This is a genomic window from Pseudomonas sp. (assembly GCF_036404235.1).
Taxonomy (GTDB): Bacteria; Pseudomonadota; Gammaproteobacteria; order Pseudomonadales; family Pseudomonadaceae; genus Aquipseudomonas.
Genome location: NZ_DASWOT010000056.1, coordinates 1 through 26,339, shown reverse-complemented (window position 1 = coordinate 26,339; position 26,339 = coordinate 1). Strand labels below are relative to the sequence as shown.

Sequence of the window (26,339 nt, the reverse complement as noted above, 5' to 3'; positions counted from 1 at the left end):
ACATCAGGAGATGAAGACATGGCTCGCACTGTCCGCCGCCGAGGCTGCCGTTACGATTATCCGTTTGTGCTGTGGAGGTTTGAGGCCACCGAAATTGATTCGCGGTCCATTGAAGTTGTTAAATGTTTGGCGCGCTGGCACAGCGATGGTTATGCCGGGCATCGCATCGGCCCGCCAAAAGCGTTTCGTGCCGTTGAAGACAGCAAGCTACGTTTGAAAAACCGTGCTGCCCTGCGGCTGTGGCTCAAGCATCCCGATTTCGAAGTACTGTTTTGTGACATACGCCACTGCCCAGCCTGGATGCCCTGGTAGGCACACCGGCGGTTTGATTCGAAGAGCCAGGGCCTTGATCGGATCAGGGCCCTATCGAAAGGCCTTCATCTCACCCGATTCGGCGCAAAAGAGTGGCTACCGGTTTGTTTTTTCACCGCGTGGGTCACCGGACGAAGGCTCCAGAAGTGGTCAATGCTTGCGGCAAGCCACATGGCATAGGTCAGCAGTTCGACGCCCTCCTCGACCGTCGTTTTCGCGAGGCGCGCATAACCCTCATTCAAAATCAGGTGCCAGAGATTGCCCATGCCAAACACTCTGGAAAACACCAGCACGCCAAGGCCGGTGGTGATCGACCCAAAAGCCGGCGTGCGCGCAAACCTGGCGAGCGCGGCGAGGGTTTCATCACGATTTTTTGGTCTAAAGCCGACGAACAACGAGACGATGGCGATCACCGTGAACGGCCAACACCAGGCACTGTGGCTGATCGGGTCAAACAGACCGTCCAGTTCACGCATGAGCAAACAGGCGAAGAATCCTCCCGCCAGGACGCTGAAGCCCTTTTGCCCCGCCACCCTTGAACACCACCAGAACAAAACGGCACACAAAAACAACATTATTTCCTGGGTAATCTCGGTAAAAGAGATTTCCAACATTTGCGTATTAAACACGGCGATGTCTAGCCATATCATTGCCAACCCAACGCCGGTTAGCGCCAGTTTCAACAGCACGCTCACAGACGAACGTTTAAGTACTTCAAGATCGGAACTCACAAACGGTCCTCCAGTTTTGCAACATGGGACGCGAGCATCCAGCTCAACGGCGCAATAAACGGTTATGATTTTTTCACGAAATTATCACATCTTTTTCACATTTCCGTGAATGGAATACTCAGCAATTGGCTTTTCGTTTTTTTTTGCACGGGCTGTGCTGGGAGGGAGTCACTGCTGTCCAGTCGTAGGCTGGTGCCTATGTACCGTCCATCGGAAGGGTCAAAGACGAATCATTTTCAATCTCTCTTTCACAAAATATTCACGCCAAGCGGCGCATTTTAGGCTCACTCCTTTGATCTTGATCTTCTTTAAGCCCGCCCCAGCGGGCTTTTTTCTGCCTGTGTTTTTTGATAATCGCCGCTCCCGACGTGTTAGGCCGCCCCTGCCAGACAGCCCCCATGTCGATGAAATAAATGTCGTCGCCGCCCAGTATCGGGTCGCCATCGGAACGCTGCTTGAAGGTCTTCAAGGTATTGGCGCCAAAACTGAAATCATTGCCCCGCGTCAATCGCAGCGCCGCTGGCACGAAAATAATTTAATGGTACGAACGGTTGCACGAAGTTGTAGGCCTTGGTCTACATTTTCGACAGCATGTCTTTTCGGGCTAATCGCCCTGTTTGAAAGTGGGCCTTGGCTCATTTAAAGCCGCTCTGGGGGGCGCGGTAATCCGGTTAGCTCTCGATGCGCTCCACGCGCGCGTCGAGAAAGGAGAAATCCGTGTGCCCTCACATGAGATTTGGACATTGGGTATTCGTGGTTTGCGGGTTATCGAGTGTCGCCATCGGATGGCCTGCTGCAACGGGCGTTCAGGCAGCTATCGTCCAAGAGGCCGCGCCGGGTCCCGCCACGACCAGCGCCTTGTCCGACCAATGCCAACGGATGATTCATGCCGACGTCGTGGCGCTGGAGCAAGCTTATGTCCTGAACCGCTTTGGCGCGTTCAACCCCACCGGGATGCTCTATGCGCTGCGTCGCGACGTGGTGTTTTCCGGGCACGCATCGATTGCCGATGACTCCCCTCTAACCGATGAAAACATCGCCCAGGCCCCAGGCCATGTGAAGCTTCGCGCAGACAAACGCCCACGCCCGTTGGTGTTGCGTGCCAATGAAGGGGATTGTCTGGAGGTGCGCTTTCACAACCTGCTGATGCCAACAGCGCCTGAAGAACGCAGCCACCTGCCCGAACAATACGCGGGCAAAGTACCCGCACATATGGAAGACGCCTACGGCACCGTGTATCCGCTGGCGGGCAACAATGGGCGCAATCTGGTAACGGCTGAATCGGTCAGCAACGACATGCCTTACACCCGCGCCGCAGCGTTTCATGTAAACGGCCTGAACACCGTGGCGGTCAACGCTGCCGATTGCCCGCTGTCGACTGCCGAGCACGCCTGGTTGTGTGGCACCGAAGGCGATAACGTCGGGCTGAACCGGGCATCGATCAATCCGGCCACCGACGCTGCACTGCGCGAAAAACTCGAACATCAGGGCGGTCAGATCTACCCCGGCCAAAGTGCTGTCTATCGTCTGCAAGCGGTCCGCGAAGGCACCTATTTTGCCTATTCGACCGGTGCCAGTGTTGGCGGCGAAGGCGACGGTGGACAAATCGGAGCGGGGTTGTTCGCGGCCGTCAACGTGCAGCCCAAAGGCGCCAAGTGGTATCGCTCGCAAGTGACCCACCGTGACCTGGAGGCCGCGAGCAAACCGGTCGCGGCAGGCGCGCACCCCTTCAGCAATCTGGATTACGACAACGCCCGTTACGCTGACGGTCCGCAAAAAAATACGCCGATCCTGGCGATGCTCGATGGCGATGAAATCGTCCATTCAGACCTCAACGCAGTGGTCGTGCTGACCGACGCCACCCCCGATCACGGCGATACCAGCGGCCCTAATCAGCGTTGCCAAACGTACGTGTTCGGCAACAGCTGCGGCCACGCGTATCGTGAATTCACGGTGATCATGCACGACGAAGTCAAAGCGGTTCAGGCGTTTCCCGAGCTGGAAGACGAGACCAACCCGCTGTTCTCGATTCGCGACAACATGGGCATCAACTACGGCGTCGGCAGCATGGGTGCGATGGTGGTGGCGCGTAATCGCCGCACCGGCCCGGCCAAGGATTGCCCGGAATGCCGCGCCGAAGAGTTCTTTCTCAGCTCCTGGGCCAATGGCGACCCGGCGCTGGTGTTGCGCTGGGGCGATGACGGTGCAAAACCGGTCGGTGCGATGTACCCCGACGACCCGTCGAATGTTCATCACTCCTACCTCAACGACGCGGTGCGTTTTCGCAACATCCACGCGGGGCCGAAGGAAACCCACGTCTTCCATCTGCACGCTCACCAGTGGGTGCAAGATGTCAGCGCGGCCGGCTCGACTTATCTGGACTCACAGACCATTTCTCCCGGCGCCACCTTCAGCTACGAAATCGAGTTCGGTGGCTCGGGCAACCGCAACTTGACGCCCGGCGATTCTATTTTCCACTGCCATCTCTATCCGCATTTTGCCCAAGGCATGTGGGAGTTATGGCGCACCCATGACGCCTTCGAGGACGGCTCCGACGGGCGCAGGCTGCCAGATGCCGAAGTCGCCAGCGGCACGGAAAACCCGGCGCTGGTGCCGATCCCCGGCGCGGTACTTGCGCCCATGCCCACCGAGCAGTTCGCGGGATACCCGTTCTATATTCCCGGCGAAAAAGGCCATCGCCCACCGCAGCCGCCCAAAGACATGGACATCGTCAACGGCCAGCCGGTCAATGGCGGGCTGCCCCGTCATGTGCTCACTGGCTGGGAAAACAAGGGCAACCTGACCGAGCGCGCCCTGGCCAATCAGGACGTTCTCGAAGCCGCACTCGCCAAAGGCTCCACCAGTGCGCAACTCAACGCTCGCCGGGTCTTCACGCAGAACCCGAATGCGCTGTATGCGCTGGCTGAAGAATGGAAATCCATCGCCGGGGTTCGGGTGCTCGATGAAGACGGCGAGCCGGCCGAACGCGAGGCCATGGCGTTTCACGCCGGCACCCTGAACACGCCGGGGTTCGAACCAGTAACCGACACCACTGACGCGCGCAACCCGCTGTGGCAACAGGAACACAAAGGCTATAAATCGACCCGCGCCAGCACCGTCGATGCGCAACCTGCGCCCTCCGGCCCGGACGTGTTCTGGGTCAATGGTCGCGAGGCCGTGTCAGGCGCGCCCTATGCGGACCCTTGCCCGATCAACGCGCCGATTCGTGACTACAAGGTCGGGGTGATTCAGACCGAGCTGACAGTCAATCGCCACGGCTGGTTCGACCCACAAGCGCGGATCCTCTCGCTGGAACAAGACATCAAAGACGTGATCGACCCCAACACCCGCGCCCGGCTGCCCGAACCGCTGTTTTTCCGCGCCAATTCCGGGGACTGCATCAACTTTCGCCACAGCAACTTTGTGCCCAGTGCGCTGGCACTGGATGACTTCCAGATCTACACGCCGACCGACACCATCGGCCAGCATATTCATCTGGTGAAATTCGACGTCACCTCCTCCGATGGCTCCGGCAATGGCTGGAATTACGAAGACGGCACCTTCTCGCCCGAAGAAGTGCGCGAGCGGGTACATGCGCTTAACCTGACCGCCGCCAGCCGTGGCGTAGCGCCGCTGGCGTTGCGTACCCATCCGTTGTTTCTGTCGCCCTGCGCGACAGGCGATACGCGCTGCCTGGCGCTACAGAAAAAAGGCACCTGCCCGGCCAATGCCAGCGCCCTGTCACTCAAGACCCTGAACGAGCAATACCCGTTTTGCGGCGCTCAACGCACCGTGCAGCGCTGGTACGCCGACCCGCAACTGGACCCGGTCAACGGCCGCGATTACACCTTGCGCACGGTGTTCACCCACGACCACTTCGGCCCCAGCTCCCACCAGCAGCACGGGCTTTACGCGGCACTGATCGTCGAACCGAGCAACTCGGTGTGGTTGCGCCTGGATGCGAAAAATCTGGACTGGGGCAAGTTGTGCAGCCCTGACGGCGGCGTGCGGGCCAATGAGCGCAAGAATGTCATCGGCGGCGCCAACCTGTCGCAATGGACGATCGAACTCGACAAACGCTGCGCTGCCCGCAGCGGCACACCCGCGCAGCGAGCGGTGGCGGCCAACGAACTGCGTGAACCCTTGAAGCTGCGCGATGACGGCGGACCCACCGCCACCCGCGCCAATATCATTTCGCCGATATGCCTGTGGGGCACCCCACCGACCACCGAGCAAAGCGGCTCGCGCAAGGATTCAAACCCGCTCGACCCGGCACGCACCGACGCCAAACTGAACTGCCCGGACAACCTGCGGGCGCCCGATACCCGGCGCGAATACGCCCTGGCCTTCGCCGATTTCTCGATCCTCTACAACACTGCCCTTGAGCCGATCAATCCGGAGTTGCGCGACACCTCACAGATTCGTTTCGGCCAGCGTCAGGTCGCGCTTAATCTGCCGCAACCGCTGGGGATTTCTTCGGAAGATCCAGGCACGCAATTGATCAACTACCGCAACGAACCCGTGCCGTTACGCGTCACCGAGCACACGCCAAACGCGCAGTTGGGCGGTTTCGACTATCAGCAAAAACCTTGCGTTCCAGGGGCGCTGGACTGTTCCGGCGACATGGCCAATGTCTTCAACAGCGCGGTTAACGCCGCCTCCGACCGCAAGCTGGCGACGCAAGCCTATGGCGCGTGGGTCTCGCCACGTACCCGGCAGATCCTCAGCGCAGCCGGCATGGGCGCAAAACTCGACAAAACCCTGCTGGATGTCGAGCAGTGGCGCAAGGATTTCACTTGCGCGCTCTACCCCGCCGACCAGTTGCCCGGTCACTGCCGCTTGCAGCGACAAGAACCGTGGCGTCAGCTCGGTGATCCGGCAACGCCGGTGATTGCCGCTTACGAGGGCGATCCGCTGTATTTGCGGCTGATTCAAGGTTCGCAGGAAGCCCAGCATGTGTTCGCCATGAGTGACTACAAATGGCTGCGCGAACCGGACAACCTCCATTCCGGCTGGGTCAGCGCGCAGCCCATCGGCATCTCCGAGCACTTTGAATTCAACATCAAGGTCAATCCCGTTTCAGCCCCAGTGTTGGACAGCCTGTATTCCGGCAGCTCAATCGATCAACTGTGGGATGGCATGTGGGGCCTGGTGCGCAGTTACGGGCTCAAAGACAGCCCTGCACGCAACGGCCAAACGCCAATCAGCAAACCGATGATGCAGACGGGTGTGGCCCGGCTCAATGGTTTGCCTGGCGATCCATTGCCGATGCCGCCCCGGCCAAAAGATGACGCAACCGCCGTGCGCGTGTGTCCGGCAGGCAGCCCACACGTGTTTTTCGACGTCAGTGCTGTGCGCGCTTGCGATCTGAACGGTGAATGCGGCGTGGGGCGCACGGGCATTCCCTATAACCAGCGCGCCCAGCTCAACGACCCCAACGCCATCGTCTACGTGCGCAACAACCGTTTACCCGGCGAAGAGGAGCCCAAGGGCTTTTATGACTTCGTCGCCGCCGACAACCCCGCTATCGCCGACGCCGCCCAGGCCGCCGATGAAAACGGTACGCTCAACCGCTTCATCCTGGGTCAACTGCGCGAACAGGTGCAAAGCGGCAAGCGCCTGATCGAGCCCATGGTGCTGCGCGCGCCAGCGGGCGCCTGCATGATGGTCACGGTGCGTAACCACCTGCCGCCGGTATTGCCGGATGGCCCAGTGGTCGACGGTCAGCGCACCACCGCGCATTTCAGCGACAACTTCATGTCGATGATCCTCGACGGTTTCAACTACAACCAGTTGCGCATGTCGTCGAGTATCGGCCTGTCGGCGCCGATGGTTGCGCGTTACAGCCGCGATGCCGACGGCGCCAACTTCGGCACCAACGGGCGCTGGGATGCGTTCAAGAATGACCCAACCCAGGATCGCCCCCAAGGCAACCTGATCCCCCCTTGCGCCGTCGATGCCACGGATGACAGCCACTGCACCTCGAAAGCCTTTTCGGTCTGGTATGCCGGTGATTATCGGCTGGACAAGGACGGCCACCAGGTGCCGACGCCGGTAGAGTTTGGCGTGCTGCCACTGAGCAGTTTCGCCGACGTCATCAAGCAACCTGGCCACGGCGCGGTCGGTGCGCTGGTGATCGGGCCGCAAGGCAGCAAAGTCTGCGCGTCGGACAACCCGCAAGAACGCCTTGAGGATAGCCGCAGCGACACCAGCGCAACGGTTTGCTTCACGCCGACGCTGGACAAAAACGGTCAGGCCATCGCCGAAGGCCAACGCACAGCCCGGCGTTATCGCGACCTGGTATTGGTGCTGCAAGACGCGGTGGACGCCAAGGTCCGCGGCCAGGCAGTGGAAAACCTCAAGGGCGCCGAAGAGCCCGACGACTATGGCGTCAAGGCCGCCAATTACCGCAGTGAGCCGATCTGGGCCCGGCGTGGCGGCGACCCTTCGGTGCCGTTCGAGGACCGCAGCCATCTGGATTACGCCGGCGTGCTCAGCTCCAAAGCCGAACGCAACACCGATACGTTCGCAGCCGTCAGCCCCACTGATGCCGACCAGCAGGTACAGACACAAGGCGTCGCCGTCGCCGCCAAGGACATTCGTTGTCAGGCCGGTATCGATTTGCTACCGCAAGCTGGGCGGCATGTTTGCGACCCGGAAACACCGCTGTTTGTCGCCTCAGTCGGTAGCGAAGTGCGCCTGCGCGTCGTGCAGCCTGGCGGCCATACGCGCCAGCAAGCCTTTGCCGTGCATGGCCATGAGTGGAACCCGATGCCCTACCACTCGGCCCAGGCGGTACAGGCCAATAACGCAGGCGTGCCGATGATGCAGGCGACCTTCGCCGATGCGGTGGAACGCAGTTGGATCGATCAGGGCGCGTACAACACCATCGGTCCAAAGATGAGTGCCAATCTGCTGATGCAAGCCGGGGGCCGCCAACGCCTGCCGATGGATTATCTGTGGCGCAGTCAACCCAGCTTTCTCTTCGACGGCGGTATTTGGGGCCTGTTGCGGGTGACTGAAAACCTAACGGATGAACGCACGAGCGCGGCAGATGCACCTGGCGACCCGCGTCCGTAAACAGGAGCTCAGAACATGCCCAGTTACTTGCAAGCCATTCTGGATCGCAACGCGATGAAGGCCGGGTGCCAGGCGGTTTCCTGGCAGTCATTCCTGCCGGGCTTCAACAACGGCGTCACGCCGCTGACCCAAGAGGTGTCGGTCAGTGGCCGCTACCGCGCTTTCGTCCACGATGACTGCCGCATCACCATCGTACGCAACGGCCCGACACAGGTTTTTTCGCAATGCCGCAACGGCCTGTTTGGCTATAACTTCGACGACGACGAGCCGTTGTTACTCGGCTCGTTGCGCGGCGAGGACCAATTGCTGGCGCCGATCCACCTGAAGTTTTCGCAGCCGGTGCGCAAGGTGGGTGCCTGCATTTCAGCCAACGGGGACCTGGACGACGCCTATATCGCCGAGCTGGAAGTGCGCATCGACGGCGGCGCATGGGTGCGGGTGGTAGCGCCCATTACGCAGTTGAGCCAACAGCGCGGCAGTGCGCCAGCGCTTGGCGCGGCGACCACCAACAACACCAACTTCATCACCGAAGCCCGGTTCGACGTGATCGATGTCAACAACACCGGGCGCTTCAGACGCATGGCCATCGGTCAGCTGTATTTTCAGTTATGAACCGCGCTGGCCGGTTGTGGGTTGCGATGCTGCTGGGCGTGGCGCCGTATCTGGCGGCTGGGGACGACGCTATGGTGCGCAGCAGCGAACAAGGCGGCATCGCCATCGAACTCAGTTACCAAGCGTTGCACGATGGCAATGGCCTGACCCGTATCACCTTGAGCGACGCGAAAAGCGGTCGCCCTGTCGAAGGCGCCCGCCCTGCGGCGTGGATGCTGGCTCGGCGCTCCGAACAGGTGTCCGAAGAGTTGAGCTGCGAGGTCAAGGCGCGAACCCTGCAAGCCGGTTCGCTCGGGGCCCGCGCGGATGTCGATCTTAACGGCTACCGGCTGGTGACCCTGAATCAGGACGACACGGTGGCGTTCATCAATCCGCATGTCGGTCTGCAAAACAGCAAACTCGAATCCATCGTCCAGTTGCCCGGTACCGGTTATGACTGGCTTGCGCTGCCACAGACGCAACGGCTGTTCGTGACCCTGCGCGAGGCCGGTGCGGTGGCGGTGATCGACAGCTCATCTCGGCGTTTACTGGGCACTGTCGCCACCGGTGACGGCAGCCAACCCACACGTCTGGTGGCTGACCCGGATGGCAGCCGCGTGTGGGTCGGGCTCGACGGTGAGTCCAGGGTATTGGCGCTGGACAGCCATGACGGGCATATCGTCAGCACGGTGGCAGCGGGCGACGGCCTGCACACCTTGACCAGCGACGATGACCTGTCGTGGATCGGCGTGACCAACAGCCGCGACAACAGTGTGTCGTTGATCGACCGCCAAAGCCTGGCAGTGCGTACCGTAAAAACCCCGCAAACGCCGGTCGCTATCGCCTGGAGCGGCGCCGCACAACGGCTGGCAGTGCTCTCGATCAATGCCGGGACATTGAGTTTGATCGATCCGGTATCCGGCGACATCAGCGCCCGCGTTGACTTGCAGGCAGGCGTGGAAACCCTGGGTTTGTTCGACGATGGCCGCTACGCCCTGGTGCTCAACGGCCAGACTGATCGCCTGAGCCTGATTGATCTGGCGACCGCGCGCCTGGTCAGTGAACTCGACATACCCGGCCATCCCGACCACCTGAGTTTCTCCCACGACTTTGCTTACGTGCGCAGCCAGGGCTCAGCCGACATGCGCCTGATCAATCTGGCGCAAGCGCGTCAGGGCAAGCTGGTGGACGTCAGCATTCCGATGGGCCGTGGTACCGCCGCGCAGGTGCCGCAAAGCCTGAATGTCGCAAGCCCCATGGCCCGCGCCCCGGAAGGCAATGGCATGTTGGTGGCCAACCCAGCCGACGGCATGCTCTATCGCTATGTCGAGGGCATGATGGTGCCGGTTGGCAGCTTCAGTAACTACCGACGCCAGGCTCGGGGGTTGATGGTGCTCGACAGCAGCCTCAGCGAACGCCAGCCAGGGCGTTTCGAAGCCGCGACCCGCATTGAACGTACTGGCCGCTACGACGTGGTGGTGCGTAACCTGCAACCTTCGATCACCGCCTGTTTTGTGCTGAGCCTGGAAGGCGCGCCGGTCACCGCGCCGCATGAGGTTGCCCCGGTCCCGACGTTGCTCTCGGTCAGCGCCGAAAATGGGCAGGTCGCGCTGATCCAATTCAAGCTCGGCGGTGCCGACCGCATCGCCAATGACGTCACGCTGCTGGCGGTGCAACGCCAAGGCACCGGACAAACCCGCAGCCAGGCGACGTACCTGGGCGAGGGCCGCTACAGCGCCACGCTGCGCGGTTTGCGCCCTGGCCGTTTCGAGCTGCTGGTACGGGCGCCAGCGTTGGGCACCGGCTTCGACCACGGTCGCCTGGGCACGCTGCAATGGCCGCTTGATCTGGCACGCGACAGGCCGCTGGCCACTGCGGAAAACCGACCATGACCCGCCGCGAGCTGATGAGCGCGCTATTGACCGGCCTGTGCCTGCCCCTGCTGGCAGCGCCGCGTTTGAGCCAGGCGGCGCACTGGTTGCCGTCGCCTGTCTTGCCGCCCGTGTCGCTGGTCGATCAACACAATCAGCCACGCTCACTGGCCGATTTGCTCGACCGGCAAACAGTTGCCATCAGCTTTATGTTCACCGGTTGCGCCACCGTATGCCCGCCGCAAACGGCGCTGTTGCGTGCTGCGTATCAGCGGTCGCAGGCCGACCCTCGGTTGCGCGACCTGCGGATTATCTCGATCACGGTCGATCCTTACGGCGACGGCCCTTCGCAACTGCGCGCTTATGCCGAGCGCTTTCAATTGCCTGCGCACAACTGGATTCTGCTCACCGGCGATGCCGACGACGTGGACCAGGTGCTGCGCGCATTCGATGTCAGCTCAACCCGGCTTGCCGAGCATCCGCCGCTGCTGTGGCTGGGCGATACCCGCCGCAACCGTTGGACCAGAACCTCATCGCTGAACTCGCCGCAGATCATCGTCGAGCTGTTGCAGGAGTTGAGCGCATGAGCCGCACGGCGTTGTTGCTTATGCTGCTGGTGTGCGTCGCCAACGCTGGTGAACTGTGGGCGCAGGACGATGCGGTGGTTAACGAACAAAGGCTGCACGGCCGCGCCTTGTACCGTGGCGAGATCGAGCTTGCTCAAGGCCCTCAGCTCAATACCGTGACCATCGCCTCCATGTCTTGCGCGCAGTGCCATGGTCGCGAGGGTGCGGGCACGCTCGAAGCCGGGATTCAGGTGCCGTCGGTGCAGTGGCGCAAATTGATGGTGGGCAATGTGCGCGGACCGGGTTATGCAAACGCCGCCAACGTGGTTGCCGCCATCAGCGAGGGCCAGGGCCGCGACGGCAAACCGCTGCAAGCGCCCATGCCCCACTTCACCCTTACCGATGACGAACGCGACGCGCTGATCGCCTATCTACAGGTGCTTGGCACCGAGGCTGACCTGATTGCCGGGGTCACGCCTGATCAGGTGACCGTCGCCAGCGTCCTGCCGCTGAGCGGTCCGCAAGCCGGTATTGGCGCGTTAATACGCCAGAGCCTGCAAACGCGGTTTGCAACACTCAATGCACAAGGCGGGCTATTTGGCAGACAGATCAAGCTGGAGGTCATCGATGGCGCAGGTTCGGCGGCGGACGCGTCCCTGGCTGCGCGCCACTTCATTGAACAGGACAACCCTACCGTCTTCGCCCTGGTCGGCAGCTTGTTGCCAACACCCGATAGCGCATTGCAAACGCTGCTACATGACCGGCAGATCCCGATGGTCGCCACGCTGGGTGTTCCGCAAACCGATTCAACCGATGCACAGATCACCTATTTGTTGCCCGGACTGGTCACTCAGGTTCGCCATCTGGCCGCCGAACTCAGCAAACAATGTCCTCAGGCTGATAGCTCGACCCTGCTGCTGTATCGCGCAGGCGATCCGCTGGCAGAACAGCTACTGGCCGACGATGACCAACTGACGCCGCAACCGGTCAGCAGAACTGAAGCGCTCGGTGCGCAGCTGAATCTGGCGTTCAACGCGTCTCGGGTGATTGCCTTGCTTGATGCCGCGCAACTGGCCGAAGTGCGTCGACAGTTGAATAGTCGTTCGACGCCCAGTTGCCTGGGTAGCCTCGCGGCGATTACCGGCGCCTTGCCAGAGGGCACGCCTTCGCTCGCCAGCGGTAAGGTCCATGAATGGGTGGCGCTGCCGATGCCCTCACCGGTACCGCCAGCCGATGGATTGTCCGCCAATGAGCATTTGTGGACAGTGCTGGCGGATGCGGCGGCGCAGACCTTCATCGAGACCCTCTCGCGCAGCGGGCGACAACTCAATCCCCAACGCTTCAGCGATGCCCTTAACACGCTGCAGCACTACCAGCCCGGTCCCGGTCTGGTGCTCAACTTCAATCGGCGGCAACGCCACGGGTTCGACGTCGGCCTGTGGACAGGAGGCGATCATGTATCCACGGACAATTAATCACGCGGTTTCCACAACCCGGCGCAGCTACATGGCGTTAGCGTGCCTGCTGATTCTCGCTTTATACCCGGCAGGCAAGGCGCATGGCGAAGACCCTAACCCTTCGTTTTCGCTTGCAGGTTATCTGCGCGACCTGACTGTTAGCGATGCCAACGACCCGCTGTCCGCCGGTAGCCTGAACGTCAACGGCATCAACGTGGTGCTGCCGAAAAACCTGCTGATCACCCTGCCCGGGCAATACCTGACCGCCAGCGACCTGTTTCGCGGTAAACATCCCGGCGTCAGCCCCAGCCTTGCAGCGCCTCAGGCCAACAGCGGCCTGGCGCTGAACGACAGCCCGCCGCCCGCCGCTCCGGTGATGGTCCAGGCGCTGGGCAATATCGTCGCTGGCGCCTACATCGCTGGCGTGGTCAACGTAATGCCCCAGGGATTTAACGCGGAAGGTGAAGGCGCGGGCTTCATTCGCGCCATCGACTATGCCAAGGCCGAACTGTTGATCGGTCCGCCGGGCGGGACCGCTACCGCCCGCGTGATCATCAACGACGCGACCGGGGTCTATGGCAAGAAAAACAGTGAAAAACCTGCCGGTGATTTGATCGACGACCGTTTCACCTCCGACCCCGGCAACGCGCCAGTGCTGGCGAGCACCGGATTCCCGATGTGCATTCCCCGCGTCGCACCGCCCGCCGACGATCCCGAATGCCCACTGGGCAACCGCCTGCGGGGTGCCGACCCAACACAGCTTGGGCGTTTCACCTGCGGCAGCATTGCTGCCGAGCCGACCGCTCCGGCGCTGCCCGGCTGCAAACCGGAAAAACCAGCTCCGCTGATCGAGGGCGATTACGTGGTCTACAGCGGCATGCCCATCGTCGACAGCCCCGGCACCGTGGTCGTCGCGGCACACACCGTGCAGTCACTGACCGGCATTTACACCTCGCCCGGTAAAGATCCGGCCTACGTGTTTGTCGAAGAAGCGTTGGTGGGCACGCTCGGTGAGCCATTCCCCAACGTTGATCAGGAAGAGACCTCACGTTTTCGTATCGTCGGTTTCACCACTGATCCGGCGCGACGGGTCGATGTGTTCGTGATCGATCAAAACGGCAGCGGCGAAACCGAACGCAGATTGACCACCTTGACCCCGCAACCCGCGGCACAGATCGGGCGCATCCGCATCACGCTGCCGGCCAAGGCCAACTTCTTGCCAGTGACGCGCGACGCACGCATTCGCATCGAAGGCCATACCTCACAGAAAGTCGCCAACGGCAATCTGGACTCCGGCCAATACACCCTGCCCGTCTCCGGCTACATCGCCCCGGAAAACACCCGTTTTGGTGCCCCGCGTTTACCCGTTGGCGTGCCGTTTGAAAGCTTCTGCTTCCTCAAGAATGGTGGAGGAACACTCGCAACCCTGGGGCGCAACGACAACACCGTGCAGATCGGCGCACTCAACCCTTTCCCCGCATCGGGCCATGCTCAGGCGCAACCGATGGCAGACGGAACACGTGCGTGTCCTTGAGCAGACTCGCCATCGCTCTGGATGCCCTATGAGTGACTCCAAAGCCGCGCGCGCTCAGCGCCGTCACAACGCGCGGCGTAGAAAAACCACCGATCCCAGACTACGATGCGGCGTGATCAATGCTGCTATGAACACACGTGTGCCGTCGCTCTCACATTCTCGACCTGATCATGCCAATTAACCGACAGAGGAGATCACCATGGCTTTCGATTGGCACAGCGATGCCATCACACCCAGCACCCGTGTCGATGATCGTTATAAAAACACGCAGAACGTGCGGCGCTTCATGATCGAACAATGCGGCGCAGACTTTCGCTTCGACCGGGACTTCATGGCATGGATACGCAACGGGGCATCCAAAACCATGAGCGATGTCGTAGACGAGTGGCAACGTCGAAACCTGACTCGTTGATAAACACGTGGATCAACTGACGTATTCGTGAGTCAACGAACAGGCATCATTTCATCTGATCAATCTTCCCATCCACCGGATCTGGCGGGATGTCGCCGTCTTTGCTGGTGTCGATGCTCACCACCACCGACATCCCCGGACGCAGTCGGTCGAGTTCGGGCTGGTCTTCATCGACAGTGATGCGCACCGGGATGCGCTGGGCGATTTTGACGAAGTTGCCGGTGGCGTTATCGGCAGGCAGCAGGCTGAACTCAGAACCCGCCGCAGGGGAGATCCGCTGGACACGACCGTGCATCTTGCGATTCTCCAGCGCATCGACGGTGAAGGTCACCGGTTGCCCGAGACGCACATTGGCCATTTGCGTTTCTTTCATGTTGGCAATGATCCAGCGGGGTCGCGGCACCAGCGCCATCAATTGCGCCCCAGAGTTGACGTACGCCCCAAGCCGCACACCAATCTGCCCCAACTGGCCATCGCGCGGTGCGGTGATTCGGGTATTGCTCAAATCGATACGCGCCAACTCAATCGCCGCTTCGGCATTCTGCACCGAGGCCTCCAGCGAGCCGCGATTGACGATCACCGTTTGCAGGTCCTGACGGGCAATGTCCAGCGTTGCCTTGGCCTCTGCTACCGCCGCTTTAGCCTGTGCATCGGCGGCACGGGCGACATCCAGCTCGCTCTTGGACACCGATCCATCGGTGACTAGCGCCGAGCTGCGGCGCAAATCAGCAGCGGCCTTCTGGCTTTGCGCGATGGCGCTTTCCACCGCTGCCTGACGCTGCAAAATAGTGGCTTCGGCGCTGCGCCGTTGTTGCAGATTGTTAGCCAACGCGGCCTTTTGAACGCCTAACTGCGCCACCCCCTGATCCAGGTGCTGTTGATAAATCCGGTCGTCAATGCGTACCAGCAAATCGCCCTCCTTGACCCACTGAAAATCCTGCACCGGCACTTCATACACGTAACCGCTCAATTGCGGCCCGATCAACGTGGTCTGCCCCCGAACCAGGGCGTTTTCAGTGCTTTCAATCGGGCTGCTGAACGGCGGCAACTGCCAGGCGTACAACACAAGGAGGATGCCGGCCAGGGCGATACCTCCAAACAGGATCGACGACACCAGCCGCACGCGTGTCGAGCGTGGCTGGCTGGTGGCGGGCATCACCGCCGGGGCTGGCGCGGGGCCAGGCGAGACATGGACGGAGGAAGACTCGGCGTTGCCTGACAACGGCGTGTTAGGTTCGGTCATGAAGGATTGGCGCCAGTGGGTTGGGCAGAAAATGTCGGTGCATTCGGGGTAAACGGTGCAACGGGTTCGGTGGTCATCCACAGCCAGACCGCGCGGCTGCTGATCCAGAACATAGTCAGGATGGCGATCACCGCAATCAGCATGAACACATCGTTGTAGGCCAGCACATTGGCCTCGCGGGTAGCGATGGTCGCCAACGAACGAATGCCCTGATTGGTGCGCGCCGACGGGTCGGCCAGTGCCGAAAGATAGGCCCCACTGGCGCTTTGCAGGCGCGACTGCATCAACGGATCAATCAGCGACAGGTGTTCGACGACATAACTGGAATGGTATTTCTCGCGCACGACCTGGAATGTCCCGAGCAACGCCGAGCCCATCAGGCCACCCACATTCTGGGTGATCCCGAACAACACCGAAAAACTGACCATGTTTTGCGGGTTACCGATCACCCCGCTGATACCGAGGATCAACGTTGGTCCAAGGAAAAACGTGCCACCGAACGCCAACAGAAACTGGCTGAGGTACATGTTCGATTGTCGGGTCAGGCTGGTGGAAAAGCTGTCCATCAACGAGCCGGTAGCCATGCACGCCAGGGCGATGATCAGCGGAATCAACAGGTGTTGCGGATTAATGGTCAGCGCACTGACGAGCAATCCGCTCAGGCTGCCCAACAGCATGAAAAAGTACAGCGTGTGCAACTGCTCGCTGCCCATGTTCAGGTTCTGCAGGAAACCCACAGCACCGGTGGCTTGTTCCGACAACACGATGCGCGACAGGATCACACCCATCGCCAGCCGTAGTATCCGACCGCTACCCAGCCAGCGCGTGATCAACAGCGGCCGCATTCGGTTGTGTTCGATCGCCAGGCCCGCAGCGATCAGAGCGATGGCTGCGGCCAGCGCGACGCCGATCCAGGGTTCTTCGAACCACCATTGGATACGCCCCAGCGACAACACCGCACACAGCGAGGCAAAACCTGTGGCCAGCAACGCGAAGGTCAGAAAATCAAGCGGTTCGAAGGCCTTGAAGCGATCGCCCGGCGGCAGCTTGAGGACCAACACGCAGCCCAGCGATAACAGGCACATGCCCAATTCAAACAGATAAAGCCCACGCCACTCGGCAATTTGCAGGAGGTCTTCGGACACCAGCCTGGCGAGGGGGATCGCCAGTTGCGCGGTGCCCAATCCCAGAACCAACGCTTTCATCCGCCACTTCTGTGGGAAGGCCTGAATCATGTAATACAAGCCGAGCGAACTCAGGGCAGCGCCGACCATACCGTGGGCGGCGCGCACCGCGATGGCTGAGTTCAGGTCGTTGACGAACAAGTGGGCAAAGGTCACCAGTGCGTACAGCACCAGAAAGACTTCGGTGAACGCTCGTAAGCCGAACTGTTGCCGAAACTTCACCAGCAACAGGTTCATCGAGACGTTAGTCATGACATAAGCGGCAGGCAGCCAGGCGATTTCCGCCTGCGTCGCACCCAATGGCCCTTGCAAATAAGGCAGATTGGCAACCACCAGCGCGTTGCCCAGGCCGCCGGTCAACGCCACGATGACCCCGACCAACGCAAATGCCAGTCGCTTGGGCGTAGGATGCAAGGGGGTCGACGGTGATCCTGGCAGTGCCGGTCGCTCATGGGGTGCCCAGTCATGGGGCTTATATTTATCGTTCATTGAGCAGACCTGATGAATTCGTTCCTAAGACCGTCGGCGCGACAATAATACTCACAAGCCGGTCGGGCCATGTGACGATTCGATTTTCCCAGGTGTTTGCAACGTGTATTGCCTCACGGCTACCGAGGAGGACAACAACAACCACAACCTCACCGCCCACAGCCGATGCGCCAACACAGTGGCGGTCAGTCTCGGTGGCCGATCCTCCAGTGATGGGCATACTCTATTCGGATGTTTGGATTGAACATTACCAAACGACTGCGCATCAAACCCATTGCCCGAACAAAGGCGACGCCAGCTACCGCCGCCCTCAACGTTAACGGCGATACGGCTGAAAAAAGAACGCCGCAAGCCCTACTTCTGGCGGCATGAGTCATGCCTACCAGGCGTCGGCAAAACCCGGAGAACGACCTGATGACGCGCCATTCACACACGCTACGCGAAGCACCCGCCAGTAACGAACTCTGCAACCGCTATCAAAGGGTCCGTGGCCGCACTGAGCGTCTTGTCGCACCGCTCAGCCCTGAGGACATGGTCGTCCAGTCGATGCCCGATGCCAGCCCCGCCAAATGGCACATCGCGCACACAACGTGGTTCTTCGAAACCTTCCTGTTGATGCCGAACATCCCTGGCTACACGCCGTTCGACCCGGCCTTCGGCTATCTCTTCAACTCCTATTACGAAGCGGTCGGGCCCCGTCACCCGCGCCCGCAGCGCGGTTTGATGACACGCCCGAGCGTTAATCAAGTGCTGGCCTATCGCAAGCATGTCGATGAACACATGGCGACGCTGCTGATGAGTGGCGTGTCGAGCGAGGTCGCCAGTTTGATCGAACTGGGGCTGGCCCACGAAGAGCAGCATCAGGAACTGCTGCTGATGGACATCCTCCATCTGTTCAGCCTGTCATCGCTCAAGCCCGCTTACGATCCGGCCTGGCCGACAGATGCTCCCGGTCGGCGCGGGCAGTTCAAACCACTGGCCGGTGGCCTGACCGAGATCGGCCACGGCAACCAACAGTTCGCCTTCGACAACGAAGGGCCACGCCACACCACTTATCTGCAACCGTTCGAAATCAGTGATCGGCTGGTCACCAACGGCGAGTGGCTGAGTTTCATCGCCGATGGCGGTTATCACACGTCAGCGTTGTGGTTGTCCGAAGGCTGGACGCTGGTGCAAGAAACGGGCTGGAATTCGCCACTGTACTGGCAGCACGATGACAATGGCTGGCAGCGCATGAGCCTGCGCGGGCTGGAAACCATCGACCCTGCGGCGCCGGTCACCCACATCAGTTATTACGAAGCCGCCGCCTTTGCCAACTGGGCCCAGGCGCGGCTGCCCACAGAAGCGGAATGGGAATCCGCTGCGCGCGCCGGATTGCTCGAACAGGTCGATGATGTCGCCTGGCAATGGACACAAAGTGCGTACAGTGCCTACCCAGGTTTCCAACCGTCGGCCGGTGCGGTCGGGGAATACAACGGCAAGTTCATGATCAACCAAATGGTCCTGCGTGGCGGCGCCAGCGTGTCCGCGCCGGATCATTGCCGTGTGACGTATCGCAACTTCTTCCACGCCGATAAACGCTGGATGGTCTCGGGCTTGCGCCTGGCCCGGGACAGCCGCCAACCGGGCATCGTCACCCCCCACGACAGCGAATTCGCCCGTGACGTGGTGGCCGGTTTGTCGGCTCCCCAGAAAAACCTGTCGCCCAAGTATTTTTACGATGCTGCCGGTTCAGACTTGTTCGAAGCCATCTGTGAGACCGCTGAGTACTATCCGACCCGTGTCGAGACCGCATTGCTCAAACAGGTTGCAGTGCAGATTGCAGCATCGATTCCTGAGGGCGCGGCACTGGTGGAATTTGGCAGCGGTGCCAGCGAAAAGACCCGTCTGTTGTTGGATGCAGCGCCGCACATCGCGGTGTATGTGCCCATCGACATCAGCGCCACAGCGTTGAACAAAGCGGCGCAATCGTTGCGCCAACGCTACCCGCACCTGATCGTCGCACCGCAGGTCGAGGACTTCACCCGCGTCCTGACCTTACCCGAGCAAGCCAACGGCCATACGCGTGTCGGTTTCTTTCCTGGCTCGACCATCGGTAACTTTACTCATCAACAGGCGGTTGATTTCCTGCGTTCGGCCCATGATGTTCTGGGCAACACAGCGCATTTCCTCGTGGGTGTGGATATGGTCAAGGACGCTGACATCTTGGTCGCGGCCTATGACGACGCCGAGGGCGTGACCGCGCGCTTCAATAAAAACCTGCTGACCCGCATCAACCGCGAGCTGAACGGCAACTTCAACGTCGATGCGTTCAAGCATCTGGCGCTCTGGAATGCCGAACAGGCGTGCATGCAAATGTATTTGGTCAGTCAGGTCGAGCAAGTGGTGAATGTAGCAGGCCACCGGTTCCACTTCGCCGCAGGTGAGCGTTTGCATACGGAGAATTCGCATAAATTCACGGTGCCGTCCTTCACCGCCCTCGCCGCTCGGGCTGGCTGGGCCGTGAGTGATCTCTGGATCAGCGATTCACCGCAAATGGCGTTGTTCAGCTTGCAGGCGTAACGCCGAATAAAAAAGCGCAACGCTGTGGCTCATGTGCCCGCTGTGCATTTATGCATGGCGCGGTTGCAGGATTGTTCATTGTCATTTGCAAATTTGCGCTGTTAGCATCCGGCACAGTTCTCATTGAACACGGTTCACGCTGAATCGTCTTGACGCGAGATAAAATAAAAAACAACAGGGAGTCAGTGATGACCGCACAGGTAATATCGGTCCAGTCTGTAACTCAGCAACCTGCCTGTGGCAACGTGCAGGCGCTTGACGCTGGACACATGGCCAGTTGCTTCAGCGGTCACGAGGTCTGATATGAACGACCTGGAATTGACCGAAGACCAAGTCATGATCCGCGACATGGCGCGTGACTTTGCCAAAAACGAAATCGCCCCTTACGCCCAGGCGTGGGAAAAAGCCGGCTGGATCGACGACACCGTGGTCGACAAACTCGGTGAGCTGGGCCTGCTGGGCATGATCGTGCCGCAGGAATGGGGCGGCACCTACGTCGACTACGTCGCTTATGCGCTGGCAGTCGAGGAGATTTCCGCAGGCGACGCGGCCACCGGCACGTTGATGAGCGTACACAGCTCAGTGGGCTGCGGCCCGATACTCAATTACGGCAGCGACCCACAAAAACAGACCTGGCTGGCGAAACTTGCCAGCGGTCAGGCTATCGGCTGTTTCTGCCTGACCGAACCCCAAGCCGGTTCAGAGGCGCATAACTTGCGCACCCGCGCCCAATTGCAGGGCGGCGAATGGGTAATCAACGGCGCCAAGCAATTCGTCAGCAACGGTAAACGCGCGCAACTTGCAATCGTGTTCGCGGTGACCGATCCAGAGTTGGGTAAAAAAGGCATTTCAGCGTTTCTGGTGCCCACCGACAACCCAGGCTTCACGGTTGATCGCATGGAACACAAGATGGGCATTCGCGCATCGGACACCTGCGCCGTGACCCTGAACAATTGCCGTATTGCGGCCGAAAACCTGTTAGGTGAGCGCGGTAAAGGCCTGGCAATTGCCCTGTCCAACCTGGAAGGCGGGCGCATTGGTATCGCCGCTCAGGCAGTGGGCATTGCCCGTGCAGCCTTTGAAGCGGCGCTGGTTTATGCCCGTGAGCGTGTGCAGTTCGACAAACCGATCATCGAACACCAAAGTGTTTCCAATATGCTTGCCGACATGCACACCCGCATCAACGCCGCGCGGCTGTTGGTCCTGCATGCCGCCCGGTTGCGCAGCGCGGGCAAAACCTGTTTGTCCCAAGCCTCACAAGCCAAGCTGTTCGCTTCGGAAATGGCCGAATGGGTCTGCTCCAGGGCGGTTCAGATTCATGGCGGCTACGGCTACCTGGAAGACTACCCCGTGGAGCGTTATTACCGGGACGCGCGCATCACGCAAATCTACGAGGGGTCCAGTGAAATCCAGCGCCTGCTGATCGCACGTGAATTGCGTCATTACAGTTTTTGAGGGTACGCGGCGGGCCATGCTCAGGCCCGCCACGCACTGCCATCAAGTGAACAACTGGCGCCCCAGTTTGGTCATCAGCAACGTCACCGAATCGGCATTTAGCAACATGATTTCACAGCGCTTTTGACTGTCGCTATAAAACACATCACGGGCTTTTTCCAGGCTACTTTCGCCGGCGACTTTCAAGATGCCGGCCTTGCCGTCACCATCCATCGCATCCAAGTCGCGCCATCCTCCTCCCGGTTGATACACCCGAAACAATTCACCTCGTACCGTGTTCCATGACAGACGCACTTGCTGCATGTCCCGCAGATTCCTCTTTAATATCGCCAGACCCAGGGAGTCGTTGCTTAAGAGGTCGTTGAAAGGAGATGAGGACTCCACGTACGTAATGTCATGAGTGTCCAGCACCTGGTGACTGACCTCATGAATGAGGATCGCTCCCCGGTGATGCGCACCCACATTGAATCGACGGCCCATCACGCTGTTTACCAGACGAAAAGAAGGCGTGTGAAAGAATCTCTCAGTGAAAAATATCCGTTTGCGAGCGTCAGTCTTGACGGTGAAACCCAGCGTTTGCTCATGTCCGATTTTATTGGCGCCCACCACATAGCGCGGGGATGAAAACGGCGAGAGCGACGCGTCGAGTATTTCATCGAATAACTTTTTGGCCTTTGTTTGCAACAATAACAACATCGGTTGACTGACCGTCTCCACATCAAAAAACGCCTTGATGATATCTGCCACCCGATCATCGAGCACAGCATGGGAGTCCGGAAACCGGAGGTTATCCAAGGCATCTTGCACGTAGCGCTTGGCCAGCAGGTGCCCCTCGCCAATTTGTCTGGCCCGTTCGCGATACCTTGATCGAATCTCAGGCATGCCACTGGCCTCGGTGACGAATACGTTATCAACGTGTTCATCGGTAAGACTGGATTTGCGACGGCTGAGGATCGGCCCACCCCCCAATAAGCCGCTTTGCAAATCCAATTGCCAATGCTGCAGGGGGTCAAGGCGTATCGGAGGTCCTGATTGTTCTTTATCGACAATCCACCACTGCCCACGCTCCTGTCGAACCTGAAACACTTTGCCGCCAACGGCGGCATAATACTTATCGGCTGAATGATCACCATACAGGTTGAGCAACGGATCTTTCACCAGCGTTTTGAGCTCGACATCGATGACCTCAAACGTACGCAAGCGAGCGTTCAACTCAGCGTTCATATTGTTGTTTTGCCAGGAGAAATCTGTGGGCTGAGGCAGGCTGAGCTCCTGTGCATTTTCTTCGCTGTCGATTACCAGCTCCTCCTCGTGCGCAGCACGCGAAGACAACAACATCGCAAGCCCTGCGCTGAACTCGGACAGCGCCTTACCCCAGCGCTGCGCCGATGCAGCCGTAAACGACGCCTGGAACCACGATCCGCTTTGCCAGGCGGCAACCAGTGAACCCAGCTTGCCCGGCAAAAACGTGAAAGCCTGCTCACCCGCCAGCGTCAACAGGTAGGTAAACGCTGACCAACTCGCCTGCGCCGCGGTGACCGTCTGATTTTTTGCCAACAACTTCATCACAGTGATCGTGTCGCGGAAAAAAAACTGCAGCGCATTGCCCTCGACGGCTTCCTGACTCAAGGTCGGGGGGGCTGGAATGAGGGGGAGCGAATCCCAGGTCGTCACGATACCGCTTGGCAGATGGGGCTCCCTGAAACCGCCATAATCGTATCGATCTCTAGCCTGTGGGCTCAATCGCTGCAAAATCAACTCCTGCAGTTCCGAGTCACTGCGCAGGGCCAGCAGAAGCTCAGCTTCGTTAGCGAATTCCTTGAAACAAAACGCATCGTGAAAGATCGCATGCAACACCAGCGGCCCTTGGGTTGAGTCAGCGGGGCCAAACAGATAAATCCCGCTAGCCAAATCGGCTTGCCAGCCCGGCGCGGCCACCAGTTTAAATGGCCGCAACACCACGGTTGTGCCAAAGACTGGCAACCGCGCCAGATTATCTGGCATGTTCACAACCCGTTCCACGTAACGCCACGCTAGATTGCTGAGTATGCCTTCAAGCTTTTGTTGAAATGCAGTCTCAAACATCTGCGCCGGGAGCAGATCACAGAAATAACCCAGACGCTTGGCATAGTCGGCAGAGCTGCTCGACAGTTTCTCTTCCAGAATATTTTGATAATTGCCGCCAATATCCAGCGTGCGTACTAGTGTATTTAAATAAGGAGGGGTGAAACCTGTGAGTGTTTGCTGCGCATCTGTGCTCGACACCGAGAGTGAGAACCCGTCGCTGGCACCTATGTGACCCAGGACAAAATCAGTCAACGTCTCGCTGTAGTCCTCGGTGGCTGCCGGTAGTGCTAACAGGACGTCGGCACCTATCGTGCCTGCGGTGATGTAACGGAAATACCTGACGATGATGGTGTCCGGATCAAACGTCTGATTGGGGAAATCGATGTTTAGCTGCATGAGCAGTTTTTCCCTGGCGAACTCCCTCAGTTTGGGAACTCCGAACAAAAAATCATGGTCTGTAATGACCGTTCGGAAATAATAAGCCACCAGTTCGCTATACACATTTAACTCAACATCGGATGCCTTTCTTATCCAATCTGGCAAAGAGGCCTCAAAAAACAGCGCCTGGAGCTTGATGGAATACGTATCCAATATAGTTGTATTGGCATCCGTGATTTCCACAGCATGGGTCACCGCAACAGTGGCGGCATTGTCCAGTAGCAGACGCTTGGCGAACAGCAACGCGCCCTCGATGGACTGATATTGGCGTCGTTGCTCCATCCGCTGCAATTCGCTGATGAAGTGATCTTCGATAGCCTGAGTTTCGATCCTGATCAACGGTGCCGACGCACGCTTTAGAAAAGAACTGACAAGGGCTCTGTCCTCGGCTGCCAATAGCGCCAGCCAGTCGTGTTGCTCCTTTGAACGGCGTATCCATTGATTAAAGTGAGCCTCCAGCACGGCGAGAGAATTGTAGACCCGCAGGCCTTTGACAGCCGACCAAAAGACCACAGGCCCGTCAGCATGCGCCGGCTGATGAAAGACCATGGTGTTACTCAACACCACCACAGACTGCGATGGGTCACCTTCAAGATGCACACTGCACACCTGCACCGCCTCATGACCCAACTGAGAACGCAATCGCTGAAGAGGCCGATTCAGCAGCTGCTCCAACATGTTCAGCGCTTGGGGGTTGATGACATTGCGACGGCGCTCCGTCGTCAGCAGCATTCGCAATTGCCGATCGCGAATGCTGCATGACAGCGGACCTGGCTCCAGTTGGCGGTCATGCTGGCGCACGGGACCTAAATGAAATTGGCGGACTTGATGCAGGTACTGGGAGGGGAATTGCGCCTGAGCACGCTTGATCGCCCGGTCAAGCACACCCCGCTTGACCGAGACCTCCTGCCATGGCGCCGTGGCTACCGTGCAAGGCACAACAAATAATGTGCCTTGCGCTAGCTCGCCGCTGCGTGCCCCGGTGACGCACTCCAGCAGCCAACCCACCAGACTAATAAGCTCACCCTTGTGACCTGCGTCGTTAACTGGCAACTGTAGATGAATGTGAGCAGCGTCCAATTGTGGGTCGGCAAATACACACAGCTGCTTATTCAACAGTTCCCGTGCGCACTGCTCGACACCAGGACGGGCCAAACTTATTTTGCTCACCAGGGCATCCAGCGACTGCAGTTGAGTCATCCAGGAATCATCGAGTACCAAATCAGAGTCGCTCGGCAAGACGGTAGATTCAATCACTGACGCTTTAACGGTCTGCTCGCCGGAAATGCTCTCAGCCTCTTCATCGGTCTCATGCGGCACAAACGACCGAGGCTTTGAGCGCCAGCGCCCACCGACGTTACGCAGCAATAGTCGGGGATCGAGTAATCGACGAATGTCGAGTGCGTCGTCGAGCATGACCGCCGCCTCCTGGCGATCAACGTGCGCACGCTTGAGTACAAAACTCACATTGCGCTGCTGGAACGCGATGACTGTCCCGGCAAGACTCATGAACAACTCACCTTCAATCGCGGTGTATTCAAGCGTGAGCGTGCCACTCCATGCTGCGAGGGCATGATCATTGAACGACAAGTGCGCAAACAGAAACGCCCTGCCTGTGGCCGTCATGAAATATTCGATCAAAGCGTCCCGGTCATGGAAGCAACGCAAACCGCTTTGTGCCGAGAACAGCCAGACGCTTTGGGCGTTCGGGTTTACGAACTCTACGGTGAACATGCCGACAAGTTTGAGGGCCTGGTTGCCAGCGAACACCACCGCGAGCCTTCGTACCATTGTTATCCCAGGCTCATTAAGCGGTGAATAGCCTGGCAACAGCGCGCGTAGCTTCTGGTAGTCGGGCAGGGTCAGCCTTGCGTCAGCCTTGTTTCCCAATAGCGCGTGGCGGAATGATTCCGATAGTGCTTGCGCCATCATGACGTGACGGGAAGGCCCTTTGCTGATCGGCGAGACAGCCCAATAATCGAGAAGAGTCTGTTCGACAGACGCCACAACCTCAGTGGTCAGTTGGCTCAATATCTGCTCGTAGGTGCCTGCCTGACCCGCATCCAATGCCTGCCCGTTGCTCCCCAGGAAAAGGCGCGACTGCCCCTGTATCAGGTCGTTGCCGGAATAGATATCCAACGCGGTATCAAGCAATGTCTGAACCGCAATGACTTCGGTCGCAAGTGTCTGGCCGGGAGAACTATTGAGCTGAACGATTTGCAAAAATATGGAATCGGCATTGAAGTTGGCAGCTGGCGCAACCCGTGTAATTGAGTGTTTCAATAACCCGGCCATTGCGCTTCGCAACGTAGGCAGCCCCTCGAGTTGCAAACACAGTGCGTCGACC

The 26,339-nt window shown here is 59.5% G+C and carries 16 protein-coding genes and 1 pseudogene; 12 read left to right on the top strand and 5 right to left on the bottom strand.

Annotated elements, in window-relative coordinates:
* The first annotated feature begins 18 nt into the window (after nucleotides 1–18).
* Entirely contained in the window at nucleotides 19–312 is a 294-nt protein-coding gene (locus VGC62_RS06840) for a hypothetical protein (protein WP_331186312.1), read from the top strand.
* Nucleotides 313–377: 65 nt separating this feature from the next.
* Here VGC62_RS06840 and VGC62_RS06835 read toward each other — a convergent pair whose 3' ends face one another.
* The gene (locus VGC62_RS06835) at nucleotides 378–1,043 is read right to left on the bottom strand and encodes a hypothetical protein (protein WP_331186311.1); all 666 of its coding nucleotides are present in this window, start codon (nucleotides 1,041–1,043) and stop codon (nucleotides 378–380) included.
* A gap of 358 nt (nucleotides 1,044–1,401) precedes the next feature.
* Nucleotides 1,402–1,527: pseudogene (locus tag VGC62_RS06830) on the bottom strand ((Fe-S)-binding protein); the annotation flags it as partial.
* A gap of 245 nt (nucleotides 1,528–1,772) precedes the next feature.
* Here VGC62_RS06830 and VGC62_RS06825 point away from each other — a divergent pair.
* The 7 genes from VGC62_RS06825 (at nucleotide 1,773) to VGC62_RS06795 (ending at nucleotide 14,554) form a co-directional block, all read left to right on the top strand.
* The gene (locus VGC62_RS06825; RefSeq protein WP_331186310.1) at nucleotides 1,773–8,123 is read left to right on the top strand and encodes a hypothetical protein; all 6,351 of its coding nucleotides are present in this window, start codon (nucleotides 1,773–1,775) and stop codon (nucleotides 8,121–8,123) included.
* A gap of 15 nt (nucleotides 8,124–8,138) precedes the next feature.
* Entirely contained in the window at nucleotides 8,139–8,735 is a 597-nt protein-coding gene (locus tag VGC62_RS06820) for a hypothetical protein (RefSeq protein WP_331186309.1), read from the top strand.
* A complete protein-coding gene (locus tag VGC62_RS06815) occupies nucleotides 8,732–10,606 on the top strand; it encodes a YncE family protein (protein WP_331186308.1) in 1,875 nt (624 codons plus the stop codon). The genes VGC62_RS06820 and VGC62_RS06815 overlap by 4 nt, the downstream gene beginning before the upstream one ends.
* Nucleotides 10,603–11,172, top strand: coding sequence for an SCO family protein (locus VGC62_RS06810; RefSeq protein ID WP_331186307.1), 570 nt, complete (start codon nucleotides 10,603–10,605; stop codon nucleotides 11,170–11,172). Before VGC62_RS06815 ends, VGC62_RS06810 begins: the two co-directional genes overlap by 4 nt.
* Nucleotides 11,169–12,626, top strand: coding sequence for an ABC transporter substrate-binding protein (locus VGC62_RS06805; RefSeq protein WP_331186306.1), 1,458 nt, complete (start codon nucleotides 11,169–11,171; stop codon nucleotides 12,624–12,626). Before VGC62_RS06810 ends, VGC62_RS06805 begins: the two co-directional genes overlap by 4 nt.
* A complete protein-coding gene (locus VGC62_RS06800; protein ID WP_331186305.1) occupies nucleotides 12,607–14,142 on the top strand; it encodes a hypothetical protein in 1,536 nt (511 codons plus the stop codon). Before VGC62_RS06805 ends, VGC62_RS06800 begins: the two co-directional genes overlap by 20 nt.
* A gap of 199 nt (nucleotides 14,143–14,341) precedes the next feature.
* Nucleotides 14,342–14,554 (top strand): DUF6434 domain-containing protein, encoded by a 213-nt coding sequence (locus VGC62_RS06795; protein WP_331186304.1) that lies wholly within the window; start codon nucleotides 14,342–14,344, stop codon nucleotides 14,552–14,554.
* A 46-nt stretch (nucleotides 14,555–14,600) separates the two neighbouring features.
* On the opposite strand, the gene VGC62_RS06790 is transcribed toward VGC62_RS06795, so the two are convergent.
* Both VGC62_RS06790 and VGC62_RS06785 read right to left on the bottom strand, forming a co-directional pair.
* A complete protein-coding gene (locus VGC62_RS06790; RefSeq protein ID WP_331186303.1) occupies nucleotides 14,601–15,797 on the bottom strand; it encodes an HlyD family secretion protein in 1,197 nt (398 codons plus the stop codon).
* The gene (locus VGC62_RS06785) at nucleotides 15,794–17,470 is read right to left on the bottom strand and encodes an MFS transporter (protein WP_331186302.1); all 1,677 of its coding nucleotides are present in this window, start codon (nucleotides 17,468–17,470) and stop codon (nucleotides 15,794–15,796) included. The genes VGC62_RS06790 and VGC62_RS06785 overlap by 4 nt, the downstream gene beginning before the upstream one ends.
* 375 nt (nucleotides 17,471–17,845) lie before the next feature.
* Here VGC62_RS06785 and egtB point away from each other — a divergent pair, with 375 nt between their 5' ends.
* On the top strand, nucleotides 17,846–20,032 hold the full coding sequence (gene egtB, locus VGC62_RS06780) for an ergothioneine biosynthesis protein EgtB (protein ID WP_331186301.1): 2,187 nt from the start codon (nucleotides 17,846–17,848) through the stop codon (nucleotides 20,030–20,032).
* 303 nt (nucleotides 20,033–20,335) lie between these two features.
* On the top strand, nucleotides 20,336–21,487 hold the full coding sequence (locus VGC62_RS06775) for an acyl-CoA dehydrogenase family protein (protein ID WP_331186300.1): 1,152 nt from the start codon (nucleotides 20,336–20,338) through the stop codon (nucleotides 21,485–21,487).
* A 42-nt stretch (nucleotides 21,488–21,529) separates the two neighbouring features.
* Here the strand turns inward: VGC62_RS06775 and VGC62_RS06770 are convergent, their stop codons facing one another.
* The gene (locus VGC62_RS06770; RefSeq protein WP_331186299.1) at nucleotides 21,530–25,360 is read right to left on the bottom strand and encodes a dermonecrotic toxin domain-containing protein; all 3,831 of its coding nucleotides are present in this window, start codon (nucleotides 25,358–25,360) and stop codon (nucleotides 21,530–21,532) included.
* A gap of 72 nt (nucleotides 25,361–25,432) precedes the next feature.
* Here VGC62_RS06770 and VGC62_RS06765 point away from each other — a divergent pair, with 72 nt between their 5' ends.
* Both VGC62_RS06765 and VGC62_RS06760 read left to right on the top strand, forming a co-directional pair.
* Nucleotides 25,433–25,810, top strand: a complete 378-nt coding sequence (locus VGC62_RS06765; RefSeq protein WP_331186298.1) for a hypothetical protein — start codon at nucleotides 25,433–25,435, stop codon at nucleotides 25,808–25,810.
* A 102-nt stretch (nucleotides 25,811–25,912) separates the two neighbouring features.
* Complete coding sequence (locus tag VGC62_RS06760; RefSeq protein WP_331186297.1) at nucleotides 25,913–26,266, top strand: hypothetical protein; 354 nt, start codon at nucleotides 25,913–25,915, stop codon at nucleotides 26,264–26,266.
* The last annotated feature ends 73 nt before the right edge of the window (nucleotides 26,267–26,339 follow it).